This window comes from Dokdonia pacifica (genome assembly GCF_900188275.1).
Lineage (GTDB): Bacteria > Bacteroidota > Bacteroidia > Flavobacteriales > Flavobacteriaceae > Dokdonia > Dokdonia pacifica.
Window position 1 is genome coordinate 368,075 of the sequence record NZ_FZNY01000005.1, and the last position, 14,114, is coordinate 382,188.

At 35.7% G+C, this 14,114-nt stretch carries 10 protein-coding genes; 2 read left to right on the plus strand and 8 right to left on the minus strand.

The genetic code is table 11. From position 1 onward, the window contains the following. Window positions 1–137 precede the first annotated feature (137 nt). Window positions 138–2,480 (plus strand): alpha-L-rhamnosidase-related protein, encoded by a 2,343-nt coding sequence (locus CHB80_RS16285; RefSeq protein WP_089372560.1) that lies wholly within the window; start codon window positions 138–140, stop codon window positions 2,478–2,480. Here CHB80_RS16285 and ilvA read toward each other — a convergent pair whose 3' ends face one another. The 5 genes from ilvA to ilvD all read right to left on the minus strand — a co-directional run bounded on the left by ilvA (window position 2,481) and on the right by ilvD (window position 9,661). Beyond that, the gene (gene ilvA, locus CHB80_RS16290; RefSeq protein ID WP_089372625.1) at window positions 2,481–3,743 is read right to left on the minus strand and encodes a threonine ammonia-lyase IlvA; all 1,263 of its coding nucleotides are present in this window, start codon (window positions 3,741–3,743) and stop codon (window positions 2,481–2,483) included. Window positions 3,744–3,921: 178 nt separating this feature from the next. Beyond that, window positions 3,922–5,421: a ketol-acid reductoisomerase gene (ilvC, locus tag CHB80_RS16295; RefSeq protein ID WP_089372561.1), complete on the minus strand. Its 1,500-nt coding sequence runs from the start codon at window positions 5,419–5,421 to the stop codon at window positions 3,922–3,924. A 117-nt stretch (window positions 5,422–5,538) separates the two neighbouring features. Further along, complete coding sequence (ilvN, locus tag CHB80_RS16300) at window positions 5,539–6,090, minus strand: acetolactate synthase small subunit (RefSeq protein WP_089372562.1); 552 nt, start codon at window positions 6,088–6,090, stop codon at window positions 5,539–5,541. Window positions 6,091–6,203: 113 nt separating this feature from the next. Then, a complete protein-coding gene (gene ilvB / locus CHB80_RS16305) occupies window positions 6,204–7,928 on the minus strand; it encodes a biosynthetic-type acetolactate synthase large subunit (RefSeq protein ID WP_089372563.1) in 1,725 nt (574 codons plus the stop codon). A gap of 53 nt (window positions 7,929–7,981) precedes the next feature. Beyond that, window positions 7,982–9,661, minus strand: coding sequence for a dihydroxy-acid dehydratase (gene ilvD / locus CHB80_RS16310; protein WP_089372564.1), 1,680 nt, complete (start codon window positions 9,659–9,661; stop codon window positions 7,982–7,984). A gap of 387 nt (window positions 9,662–10,048) precedes the next feature. Between ilvD and CHB80_RS16315 the strand changes: the two genes are divergently transcribed. After that, window positions 10,049–11,416 carry an aldehyde dehydrogenase gene (locus tag CHB80_RS16315; protein ID WP_371874996.1) on the plus strand — a complete coding sequence of 456 codons (1,368 nt, stop codon included), beginning with the start codon at window positions 10,049–10,051 and terminating at the stop codon, window positions 11,414–11,416. On the opposite strand, the gene CHB80_RS16320 is transcribed toward CHB80_RS16315, so the two are convergent. The 3 genes from CHB80_RS16320 to CHB80_RS16335 form a co-directional block, all read right to left on the minus strand. Then, complete coding sequence (locus CHB80_RS16320; protein ID WP_089372566.1) at window positions 11,411–12,088, minus strand: response regulator; 678 nt, start codon at window positions 12,086–12,088, stop codon at window positions 11,411–11,413. The genes CHB80_RS16315 and CHB80_RS16320 overlap by 6 nt on opposite strands. Then, complete coding sequence (locus CHB80_RS16325; RefSeq protein ID WP_188476208.1) at window positions 12,085–12,735, minus strand: sensor histidine kinase; 651 nt, start codon at window positions 12,733–12,735, stop codon at window positions 12,085–12,087. The genes CHB80_RS16320 and CHB80_RS16325 overlap by 4 nt, the downstream gene beginning before the upstream one ends. Window positions 12,736–13,571: 836 nt before the next feature. Then, window positions 13,572–13,958 carry a hypothetical protein gene (locus tag CHB80_RS16335; protein ID WP_089372569.1) on the minus strand — a complete coding sequence of 129 codons (387 nt, stop codon included), beginning with the start codon at window positions 13,956–13,958 and terminating at the stop codon, window positions 13,572–13,574. Window positions 13,959–14,114: the final 156 nt, after the last annotated feature.

Sequence of the window (14,114 nt, forward strand, 5' to 3'; positions counted from 1 at the left end):
ACACTAGTGATTTTTTAAAAATTTATTTAATGATTCTAGAGCTAGAAATATATACTTCTACTAGATACATACCATTAAGTTTGTAATTACAATACTAATTTTTACATTTAAGATGTTATTCAAAATGTAAAAAACATATGCGCCCTCTTTTAATATGTATTTGTAGTCTTTTTTTATTCATAAGCTGTACGCAAACTATCTCTACTCCTGCAACATTAGATACCCTAACAAAAGAGAGTCCTCGTATACAAGGGGAAAATGCCTACCTAGAATCTCCTTATGTAACCGCAGGTGATCGTGTATATATGGTAGGGCATCAAAATGGATCTTTTCCTGAATTAGGCTGGCATATTAAAGATGAAATGGGAGGCATCTGGAACCACCCCATCAAACTAATAGATGGTTTTGATATAGAAATTCAAAAAAACAATACTACGGTAGCTTTAGATAGCGCACACACTTTTACAAATTATCCATATGCCAATAAACATGAATATACGTTACAAGAACAAGAATTAAAAGTAGATCGCTGGCAATTTGTACCTGATCATAAAGAAGGTATTTTCATTCAACTAGCAATCAGGAACACTAGCAATACAGAGACTAGTTTTGATCTTGCATTTACAGGTAATGTAGATCTTAGACCTACTTGGCTTGGAAAAGAAACCAATATGATTGATGCGCAAGATATAGCAACCTATGATGCTACTACTGATCACTGGATAATGAAAGATCAGAATAACCCTTGGTTTGTTTCTTTTGGATCTGATCACACCTCTATAAAACAAAAGCAAAAAAAATCTTCCTACAGAGGTATGGGAGTAGCTGGAGAACTCGCCTATCATATCTCAATACCTGCAAAGAGTACTGAAACTATCAATTTTGTAATCGCAGGAAGTTATATCTCAAAAGAGAACGCTATAGCAACCTATCAAGATATACATACATCGGCTATAAAAGATATTCAGTCAAAAAAGCAACGCTATGCTCAATTAGCAAAACAATCTAAACTTACCATTCCTGATAAGGATATCCAAGAAACTTTTGAATGGCTCAAATACAATAGTGATTGGTTAGTACGTACCGTTCCAGAAATAGGTTCTGGAATCACAGCAGGTATTCCTGATTACCCATGGTGGTTTGGCGTAGATAGTGAATATGCACTTAAAGGATATATGGCTATTGGACAAACAGAACCTGTATACAATACCATACAACTATTAGATAGTGTATCAAATGCTCTGAATGGTAATGGACGTATCATTCATGAGATGTCTACCAATGGAAAAGTATTTAATCCTGGAAATATTAACGAAACGCCACAATACGCATCTCTTATTTGGGAAGTGTACCAATGGAATGGAGATCGTACATTTTTAGAGCGCTACTTCCCTACTATTGAGAAAGGCCTAGATTGGTTACTCAGTGAGAAAGATGCAAATAACAACCTATTTCCTGATGGGTTTGGAATGATGGAAATTCATGGTCTCGATAGTGAAATGATTGATGTAGCCGTCTATACCCAAAGAGCCTTTGACGATGCTGCAAAGATGGCTTCAATACTTAACAAAAATGAACTCTCAAAGCGATACGAAGAAATTGCTCTTTCGCTTAAAGCGAAAATAAATACAGAATTCTGGTCTGAAGACTATCAGAGCTATGCAGATTTTATAGGAACAGATACACAAGCATTACATCTTATAGAAGATGCCATTGTACGTGCAGATACACTTAACAAACCATGGGCCGTTGCTGAGCTTAAAAGCACGCAACAAGCGATCAAAGCAAACCCATCATCACAGCCAAGACCTTTTGTATTACATCATAATTGGGTAGTAAATACGCCTATGGAAATGGGAATTGCAGATTCTACAAAGGCATTACAAGCATTACAAACCGCCGAAAAGTTCGTAAATCCTTTCGGAGTTTTTGTAACAGGAATAGACAGAGATGATTCTGCCGGAAAAGACGATGGGTCTTTTAAAGGAAGTAAAATCTTCTCCTATACAGGTGCCGTCATGACACTTCCTACTGGTGTACAAATTGTAGCTGAAAATAACTATGGACGTCCCGATCAAGCTCTGAATTATTTGAAGCGAATGAACAGAACCTTTAGCTATGCTTTTCCTGGAAGTATGTATGAAGTATCTCCAGATTATGGAATGATCACACAGGCATGGAATATTTATGGATATGCAGTTCCTATTGTGCAACAGTTTTTTGGAGTACAACCCAATGCAGCCCAAAAGAAAGTCACTATACAACCTCAAATGCCGAGTACATGGAATGATGCATCTTTAGAAAATATCAAAATAGCCGATAATGAAGTCTCTATATATTACACAAAAACGGGATCACAAATCCATCTAAAAGTAATACAAACCAATCCTGAATGGGAAATTACTATTGAGTTACCATCACAAGATGGAAATAGTAAGAAATTTACTTCTAAAGGATTAACTCAAGAAGCACATAATTAATTACACTAAAAACTGAAATAAATCTGGTTTATCATTCAGGTAATCACCAAAGAATTTACGTGCATGCATTCTATTAACGAGAGGTTCTAAATCTGTTACTTTTTTTAGTTGAATTCCTACCACGGCAGGCCCTTGCTCCCTACTCGTTCGTTTAGAATACTCAAAGTGTGTAATATCATCGTCAGGACCTAAAACCTCAGCAACAAACTCCTTTAAGGCACCTGCACGTTGTGGAAAACGGACAATAAAATAATGCTTTAAACCTCTGTGTAATAAAGCACGTTCTTTAATCTCTGCTGTACGAGTAATATCATTATTACTTCCACTTACCACACACGCAACATGTTTTCCTTTAATCTTATCTGCAAATTGATCGAGTACGGCTAGTGTTAAAGCACCAGCGGGTTCTACGACAATAGCATCACGGTTGTATAAATCTAGAATAGTTTGACACACTTCTCCTTCTTGTACCGTAACTACTTGATCTAAAAACTGACGACATATTTTAAAATTACGCTCTCCTACGCGTTGTACAGCAGCCCCATCTACAAACTTATCGATATCAGATAAGGTTGTATTTTGACCACGTTCTATAGAAGATTTCATAGCGGGTGCGCCTGCAGGTTCTACTCCTATCACTTTCGTATCTGGAGACAATAAATGAAATACCGTACTTAATCCAGCAGATAGTCCTCCACCGCCTATGGGTACAAATACATAATCCAATGGCGTAGTAGATTGCTTAATGATTTCTAACCCTACCGTTGCTTGTCCTTCTATAATTTTTTCGTCATCAAAAGGGTGTACAAATGTTTTTCCTTCTTCTAGACAGCAGGTATTCGCTTTCGCGAAAGCGTCATCAAACGTATCACCTTCTAAAACCACCTTGATCCAATCTCCTCCAAAAAGCTTGACTTGTTCCACCTTTTGAGAAGGTGTAGGCATCGGCATATAAATCGTACCATGTATCTGTAGTTTTGCACATGCAAAAGCGACACCTTGGGCATGATTTCCAGCACTGGCACATACAATCCCTTTCGTTTTTGCTACTGAAGATAACGAACTCATCTTATTGTAAGCTCCTCTTATTTTATAAGATCGCACTTGCTGTAAATCTTCTCTTTTTAAAAGAATAGTCGCATCATATTTTTTAGAATATGTAAAACTCTGCATTAAAGGTGTTTGAGTAACAACTTCTTTAATAGCTTCTGAAGCATTTTTTACAGCATCAAGCGTAGGATAATATGTGGTTTCTGTTTGCATAATTTTCATTCTCGCACTTCGGCTACGTTCTGCATAAACACCAGTGGGAATATCATTCTTATTAATTTTATCATTCCTCCTTCTCGAAGAATCTATTATTAGTGTCATTTCGAGTGCAGTCGAGAACTGATTACTAAAAAACTTCATTGAGCTCTCGACTGCGCTCGAGCTGACAACACTAATTTAAAACAGCTTCTGGTGTGTCTTCTGTTTTTACTTTTTTCATGGCAGTCATAGCTTTACGCAATCTTGCACCTACTTTTTCTACTGGATGATTACGAATGGCATCATTTACAGCAATAAGTTCTTGATTATCTACGCTATTTGATTTCGCGAAAGCGGTACCTATCACATCTACATCAATAGTTTTCATAAAATCAGTAAGTAATGGCTTGCATGCATGATCAAAAAGATAACATCCATACTCTGCTGTATCAGAAATGATACGGTTCATTTCAAACAGTTTTTTACGAGCTATCGTATTTGCAATAAGTGGTGTTTCGTGTAATGATTCATAGTAGGCTGAGTCTTCAATAATACCTGCAGCAGTCATGGTTTCAAAAGCAAGTTCGACACCAGATTTCACAAAAGCAACCAGTAACGTCCCATGATCAAAATACGTTTGTTCAGAAATATGATCGCCTGTAATTTCTTGTTTTTCGAAAGCAGTTTCTCCAGTGGCAGCACGCCATGTTAAAAGGTTTTTATCATCTGCTGCCCAATCTTCCATCATAGTTTTAGAAAAATGCCCCGAAATAATATCATCCATATGCTTTTCAAACAGCGGGCGCATAATTGTTTTTAAGTCTGAAGCTAGTTGAAAAGCTTTGATCTTAGCAGGATTACTTAAGCGATCCATCATGGTGGTAATACCTCCGTGTTTTAATGCTTCTGTAATCGTCTCCCATCCATATTGAATAAGTTTTGCTGCATACGAAGGTTCGATTCCTTTTTCAACCATTTTATCAAAACAAAGAATAGATCCTGTTTGTAATACACCACAAAGAATGGTTTGTTCTCCCATGAGATCACTTTTTACCTCAGCAACAAATGATGATTCTAATACACCTGCTCTATGTCCCCCAGTTGCAACTGCGTAAGCTTTTGCTTGCTCTAATCCTTTTCCTTGCGGATCGTTATTAGGATGTACTGCAATAAGTGTAGGAACTCCAAAACCACGTAAATACTCTTCTCTTACTTCAGATCCTGGGCACTTAGGTGCTACCATAATTACTGTCAAATCTTTACGTACCTGCATTCCTTCTTCAACAATATTAAATCCATGAGAGTAAGATAGTGTTGCTCCTTCTTTCATAAATGGCATTACTGCCTTTACAACAGCAGTATGTTGCTTATCTGGAGTTAAATTAAGTACTACATCTGCATCAGGTATAAGCTCTTCATAGGTTCCTACCGTAAAATCATGTTTGGTTGCATTTTGATAAGAAGCACGTTTTTGATCTATAGCACTTTGGCGTAAAGCATAAGAAATATCAAGACCACTGTCTCTCATATTTAATCCTTGATTTAGTCCTTGCGCACCACAACCTACAATAACCACTTTTTTCCCATCAAGGGCTTTGGTTCCGTTAGAAAATTCATCGGCAGTCATAAAACGACATTTTCCTAATTGTGCTAATTGATCTCTTAATGATAATGTGTTGAAATAATTTTCCATGTGTGTATCTTATTTTTTCATCTCCGTATAGACGGAGATCTAATCTCTCTCTGTCCTTCGGACATCTCTCCTAAAGGGAGAGAATTAATAATCTTTTATATTTTTTAATTATGCTGTTTATGCTTTCGCGAAAGCGTACTCATCTTCTTTACTTAACTCTTTTAAAAGTTGAGAAATAGGCATTTCTGATTTTGTGACCGCAATACGCCCTGATCTGACAAATTGCATAATCCCAAAAGGTTTTAATTCTCTGTATAATAATTCGATTTCAGAGCGCATTCCAGATTTTTCAAGTACAAAAAACTGTTTGTTTACTGTTACAATACGCGCATGACTATCTTTTATAATGTTTTGGATTTTTCGTTCTTCAAAGAGTAAATCTGATTTAATTTTAAATAATGCACTCTCTGTAAAGATGGTTTCCTCATCGGTATGGTAATAGGCTTTAATGACTTCTATCTGACGTTCAATTTGTCCTATAATTTTTTTGATTTGTGATTCTGTTACTTGCACAACAAGTGTCCATCTGAACACATCATCTATTTCACTTTCTGAAGCAGAAAGGCTTTCTACATTGATGTGGCGACGTTGGAAAATAGCCGAAATACGGTTTAATAACCCTATATTATTTTCGGTATAGATACTTACGGTATAGGTCTTTTTCTCCATAACTTTTATTTTAATTCCTGAGAAAATGTGTATCTCATTACTTTTAAATTAGTGTTCTTTTAAATTAGAATAACTCTTTATTATTTATTTCCCCTTTGGGGGTTAGGGGCCTTTTACTCTAGCCTTATATCTGATACAGATGCGCCTGAAGGAATCATAGGGAATACATTATCTTCTTTTTCTACACATACTTCTAGGAAGTATGAATCAGTACAAGCGATCATTTCTTTGATAGCTCCCGCTAGTTCTTCTCTTTTAGTTACTTTTTGTGCTTGGATATGATATCCTTTTGCAATAGCAACAAAATCAGGATTCACCATCTCTGTAGAAGCGTATCGTTTATCAAAAAACAATTGTTGCCACTGTCGCACCATCCCTAGAAACTCATTATTTAATACCACAATCTTTACAGGTACCTTATTTTGAAAAATAGTTCCTAACTCTTGAATGGTCATTTGGTATCCACCATCTCCTATAATAGCGACAACTTCTCTATCGGGTCTTCCCATTTTTGCTCCTATAGCTGCAGGTAATGCAAAGCCCATAGTTCCGAGACCTCCAGATGTAATATTACTTTTTGTTTGATTAAACTTTGCATAACGACAAGCTACCATTTGGTGCTGCCCTACATCAGATACAATAATGGCGTTCCCTTGAGTTTCTTTATTAATACCATCAAGGACTTCTCCCATGCTAAGACCTTCTTTGTTTGGCACAAGATCATGCTGAATAATCTTAGTATATTCTACTTGATACAAGTCTTTAAATTGTTGATGCCAATCTGTATGTACATTGGGCGACACTTTGGATAGTATTTTAGAAAGACTCTCTTTACAGTTACCTAGTACAGCTACATCTACCATTACATTTTTATTAACCTCGGCAGGGTCTATTTCAAAATGAATGATTTTTGCTTGTTTTGCATAGGTATCTAAAGATCCCGTTACACGATCATCAAAACGCATTCCTATTGCTATTAATAAGTCACATTCATTAGTTAATACATTAGGAGCATAATTACCATGCATCCCTACCATACCTACATTAAGAGGGTGATCTGTTTCTAATGCAGACACTCCTAAAATGGTCCACGCAGATGGGATCCCCGTTTTTTCAACAAAGGTTTTAAAAGCTTCTTCGGCTTCGCCAAGAATCACCCCTTGTCCCCAAACGATCATAGGTTTTTTTGCGGTATTAATTAATTGTGCTGCTGCTTCAAGAGCCTCTTCTTTTACTTCTGGAACAGGTTTGTAGCTTCGTATATGAGTACATTCTTTATATTCATAATCTAACTCGCCAAACTGCGCATCTTTTGTAATATCAATAAGTACTGGTCCTGGACGACCACTACGTGCAATATAGAAAGCTTTCGCAAGCACTTCTGGGATTTCGGATGCTTTGGTTATTTGATAATTCCACTTGGTAACAGGTGTTGAGATGCCAATAATATCTGTTTCTTGAAATGCATCACTTCCCAATAAATGTGAAGCTACTTGACCTGTAATACATATCATAGGAGTACTATCTATTTGAGCATCTGCTATTCCTGTAATAAGGTTGGTTGCCCCTGGTCCTGAAGTGGCAACTGCCACACCTACTTTACCTGTAGCTCTTGCATATCCTTGCGCAGCATGCGTTGCTCCTTGCTCATGTCTTGTAAGTACATGTTGTAATTTATCTTGAAACTTATACAGCTCATCATACATAGGCATAATAGCACCGCCGGGATACCCATATATGAGATCAACTCCTTCTGCTAGTAAACAATGGATAATGGCTTCGCTTCCTGTAATAGTTTGCTTTCTAGTTTCTGTATGTATTATTTTTTTTGTTTCCATACCCTCGCCTGACCTCTCCAAAAGAGAGAGGAATTTTTAATTAATTCTTTTATTTAAAACTCGTCTGTTACACATCCCTGTGAAGCAGATGCTACTGTTTTTGCATATTTATATAAAGCACCTCGTTGTACCTTAAGAGGAGGTTGTGTCCAATGTGCTTTCCTATTTGCTAATTCTTCTTCACTAACATCTACCGATATGGTGTTAGCTTCGGCATCAATTGTAATGATATCTCCATCTTCTACAAGTGCTAAGGTGCCTCCTTCTTGAGCTTCTGGTGTAATATGACCTACTACAAACCCATGGGTTCCTCCAGAGAAACGGCCATCAGTAATAAGTGCCACTTCTTTACCTAATCCTGCTCCCATAATAGCTGCTGTAGGTTTTAGCATTTCTGGCATTCCAGGGCCTCCTTTAGGCCCTTCATATCTAATAACAACAACATCACCAGAGACGACTTTTCCTTGTCTGATTCCATCATTAGCTTCAAATTCTGAATTAAATACACGTGCGCTTCCGCGAAAGCGAACTCCTTCTTTACCTGTAATTTTTGCAACAGATCCTTCTGTAGCAAGATTTCCGTATAGAATGCGAATGTGTCCTGTTTTTTTAATTGGATTTTCTACTGAATGAATCACATCTTGATGTGCTTTTAGATGATCAACATCCGCAAGATTTTCAGCAAGTGTTTTTCCTGTAACTGTAAGACAGTCGCCATGTAGCATTCCTTGTTCCAGCATATATTTTAATACAGCGGGAACTCCTCCTACTTTGTGCAGGTCTTCCATGAGGTACTTTCCACTTGGTTTTAAATCTGCTAAGAATGGTGTCGTATCACTTATTTTTTGAATATCGTCAAGCGTAAAAGGAATTTGAGCTGCTTTGGCAATCGCCAAGAAATGCAAAACAGCATTTGTAGACCCACCTAACACGGTTACAAGCCGAATTGCATTCTCAAGCGATTTAACCGATACAATATCAGATGGTTTGATATCGTGTTCAATAAGATGTTTTAATGCATTTCCTACTTTAGCACACTCTTCGGTTTTGTTTGTACTTATTGCTGGATTTGATGATGTATATGGCAAACTCATTCCGAGTGCCTCAATAGCAGAAGCCATTGTATTTGCTGTATACATTCCTCCACAAGCACCAGCACCAGGGCATGCTTTTTTAACAACAGTTTTAAATTCCTTTTCTGTAATAGTACCTGCAACTTTTTCACCCCAAGCTTCAAAGGCAGAAACTACATCTAATTTTTTATCTTCATGACATCCAGGAGCTATGGTGCCACCATATACTAAAATAGAAGGTCTATTTAATCGTAACATAGCCATAAGGGCACCTGGCATATTTTTATCACATCCTACCACCGTCACAAGCGCATCATAACTCATTGCTTCTACGACTGTTTCCATAGAATCTGCAATCAAATCACGGCTTGGCAATGAAAATCGCATTCCAGGGGTTCCCATAGAAATTCCATCACTCACACCAATGGTATTATAAATCAACCCGACAAGATCTGCTTGTTGGATACCACCTTTTATATCTTTTGCTAATGCATTTAAATGCATATTACAAGGGTTTCCTTCGTACCCTGTACTTGCGATTCCAACAAAAGGTTTTTGAAAATCATCTTCTGTTAACCCTATGGCATGCAACATAGCTTGTGCAGCAGGTTGCGTTGGATCTTGTGTAACGGCTTTACTATATGGATTGAGTTCTTTCAATGTTATATTATTTAAAATGTTAAAACTAATAGCTATTCATTATTTAAAAATTCTCTTTGCTGTTTACTTACGTTATTCAATAGCACCAAAAAACACATAACAACCTAAATAACAGCATTTTGTGTTTTTATTTTCTTTCCAAGTCACATCATAAAAAAAGCCTGTATCAATAATGATACAGGCTTTTATATAATGGGTATAGCAGTCCGTATCATTCCCTTTGAGGAATAATAATAATGACGCTATTGATAATTTGGTTTCTCATAAACATGGGATAAATGTATAAAAAGATTTTTGAAAAAAACACGAAAAATTCAAAATGGTAGGTTCTATTTTCAATCGCTTCAGTAAAATTGTACTTATTTTTGTAAAAAATATATAGTGAATATCCCAAGCCTCATTGATTCGCAACGCACCTATTTTACTACAGGTAAGACAATAGCTATCTCATCACGCATTCAGGTTTTAAAAAAATTATACAAAAGCGTAAAAAAAAATGAAGAAGCCATTCATAAAGCGTTGTATTCAGATTTTAAAAAACCTATATATGAAAGTATTTCAAGTGAAACGGGAATTGTGTATCGAGAATTACGACTTGCAATTAAAGAATTGGAATTTTGGGCACGACCAAAAAAAGTAAAAGGATCACTACTTAATTTTCCATCAAAAGATTATCTGTATTATGAACCCTATGGAACAACGCTCATTATTGCGCCCTGGAATTACCCGTATCAACTTGCATTAACACCTCTTATTGGAGCCATTGCAGCAGGAAATACTGTTGTTATAAAACCTAGTGAACTTACTCCAGCGACAAGTCAAGTTATAGAAATTATTATTAGCGAAGTGTTTACTCCAGAATATATTGCTGTGGTACAAGGTGCTATTCCAGAAACAACCGAATTACTTGCGCAACGTTGGGATTATATATTTTTTACAGGGAGTGTGTTTGTAGGCAAAATTGTAGCACAAGCTGCGGCAAAGCATTTAACACCTACTACATTAGAATTAGGAGGTAAAAACCCTTGTGTCATTGATGCATCTGTAAATATCGCATTGGTTGCAAAGCGTATTGTTTGGGGGAAGTTTTTAAATGCAGGACAAACATGTGTTGCCCCAGATTATATATTGATTGATGCTTCTATAAAAGATTCATTTTTAAAAGAATTGGAAAAAGAAATAGCGCTTGCCTATGGAAAAGATCCTTCAACTTCCCCTGATTTTGCTAGAATTATAAATGAAAAGAATTTTGATAGGCTCACTAAAATGTTAGAGGATGCACCTATTGCATTTGGAGGAAAAATTGATCGTAATCAACTCTATATAGCACCTACAATTATTGATAATCCAAGCATAGATAGTTTTGTTATGGAGGATGAAATTTTCGGCCCAATTTTGCCCGTCATCCCTTATCAAACCAAAGCAGATATAGAAGCTATTATAGACCGTTATGAGAAGCCATTATCGGGGTATATTTTTTCGCGAAAGCGGTCTTTTACAAATTGGTTTTTAAGTCGTTTTTCTTTTGGAGGAGGTGCTGTAAATGATACCGTGATTCAATTTGCCAATGAAGCATTACCATTTGGCGGTGTAGGTCATAGTGGTGTAGGTAGTTATCACGGAAAGCATACTTTTTTAACTTTTAGTCATACAAAAGCCATTGTCAAAAAAGGAAATTGGTTAGACCTTCCTGTCAGGTATGCACCCTATAAAGGGAAAAATAACTTACTAAAGGCTGTTTTAAAATGGTTATGATTGTATGATGAGATTATGTTTCATTACATAAATTACAGCACCTACTCTAGATGACACCCCTAGTTTTCTAAATAACTCTGCGCGTCTATTTTCTATGGTTTTAGGGCTTAAATTCATACGGTCTGCAATTTCTTTGTATCCTAAATCGGTACCACAGAGGTAATTTAAAAACTCCTGATCGGTAGGTTTTAATTGAAATTTTCTATGGTTACTAATCTCAGTTTCTTTTTCTTCAGAAATACCATTTAAAGCCTTTTTACGAAGATCTCTATCTACTATTTCATTATACACAAATTCTCCTTTACTAGCTCTTACAATAGAGGCATTTAATTGCGTAGGTTCTACATCTTTAAGAAGATAGCCTTTACAACCGAAGAAAATCATATTAGAAATGGTTTCTTCATCATCTTCCATGGTAATGGCAATCACATTAATTTCTGGACAATTATCTTTAATCCATGCCATCGTGCTTAATCCATTCATGATGGGCATACGGACATCTAACAACACAACATCTGGTTGTTCATGACCACTTTTAAGGTATTCTACAAACTCTCTACCGTTTTTGGCAACAAAAACGACATAGGTATCTTCAAAACCTGAGACTAGTGTTTTTAATGCTTTCGCGAAAAGAATATGATCGTCAACAATGGCTACTTTGAGCGGTTTCATTTAGGGGAAGGTTGGTATGTTAGTGTTATTTCGGTTCCATGACCTTGTTTGCTATGCGCCACTAATTGTGCATGAATCATTTCTGCCCTGCGTTGCATATTAATAAGACCTGAACCTAATTTATTATCATGGGTATTATATCCTATTCCATCGTCTTTTATCATAATATGAAGATGTTTCTCCTCATAAGATATATTTATAACAAGGTGTTGTGCTTCTGCGTGTTTAATCACATTACTACAACATTCTTGCACTATTCTAAATATAATAATTTTTTCGCGTTCTTCTATAAAAATAGGTTCACCAGTTACTGTAAGTGTAGAATTGGTATGCGAAAAACGATTTAAGCGATCTATCTCTACTTGTATTGCTGCTTGTAAATCCATGTTTGCAAGAACCTCACTATTAACAATTTTAGAAAGCTGACGCACCTCAGTAAGACTCAAATCTACTGTTTCTAATGCCTCTTTAAATGTTTCTTTTTTATCATCAGGAAGAAGTGAAAGACCTGATCGTAATTGCATTTTAGCAACCGAAAGGAGTTGTCCTACATTATCGTGTAACTCCATCCCTACATTTTTAAGGGTTGCTTCTTGTATCTCATTTTCGGCTTGTACAAGAGCACTCTCATATTCTTTTTGAGCCACTACTTTTTCTATAAGCAGTTTGTTTTTACGACGTTGAAACGTATAAAAGAAGAGAATAAATAGAAAGACAAGGACTACGACTACTATGATAAAGTAGGCGACGAGGAGAACTTCGTGCTTTGAGATTTGTTGAACCAATAACATTTTACAATACCAAAGATAATAATTCCATACAGGAAGTAGTTCGCATAACTTAAAATCAATCGATAATATTTAGTAAATACGATTTCTTCCGACTTTATATATTGACTACTCAAAAATAGTGGTGTGACCGAAATAAAATATAATAAAACACCTACAGAAATATAAAAAGGTAATTTATGAGTTATCTCTAGAATTCTATCAGATGTCAAAATCTCATAATAGTACATACATAGAACCATCACAATAAGAATCAATCCAAATAAATTCATGAGTTGAGAGTACCCAATAAAAAATATCTCTCCAAATATAAAATCAAAGATGGTTATTATATTGAAAGTAATCATCGAATAAATAACTATAGATTTTTTCTTACTAGATATCAGTTGCTTAAAGAAGTACCAAGTATAAAACATATAGGCAATTGCCGTATATATATTGAAAAGCCAATAATTTTTAGACCATTCTGGATTATTAATAAAAAATGGTAGCTCATCAAATTTATATGGACAAATTAAAAATGTGTATGAACCTAAAACTTCTACAGATATAACTATCCATAGATATATACTCAAGAATTTAAAAGTCTGTGTTTTTAGTTTTTTGATTTTTATATAAGAAAATGTGGCTACTACTGCAGCCACAAATTCTAATATCAATGAAAAATTAATAATATCAAGTAAAGTTTTTATCATTTACGGATTGTATTGTGTTGGAGGCCATCCTCCTTGAGTATTATTGAATGGATCAATATCGTAATTATTTTCATCATCATCATCTCCCCCTCTACTTGTACTTGCTGTTTTTCCTTTAGTAGGGGCTAAGAAAAAAGTTGTTTTGTCAGATTTTGATGCATCGTATGCTCCAAAATATAAACGTACGCCTGGGTTTGATACTCCTTGTTTTTTAGATTCATCTTCCACATAATCTAAATACTCTCGAAGTTCAGAAATACTAAGTGAAAATTCACAGGTATCATGTTCTCCTAAGCTTTCTCTAAGAGTTTCTCCCCTTGTCTTACTCCAGTGAGAAAACAACTTTTCAGCATCCTGAGGTGAGATGCATTTTTCTGGTTTTGCCATAATGTAAATAGTTAAAGTTAAGTTATGAAAGTAGCAAAATATAACTCGTTCTCCAAGAAGATTTATATAAAAACAGGTAAAAATACCTATTTATGTTACGGTCTTCCTGTATAAATTAGCGGTAAAATTCTTACGAACCTATATTAAAATTCTTAC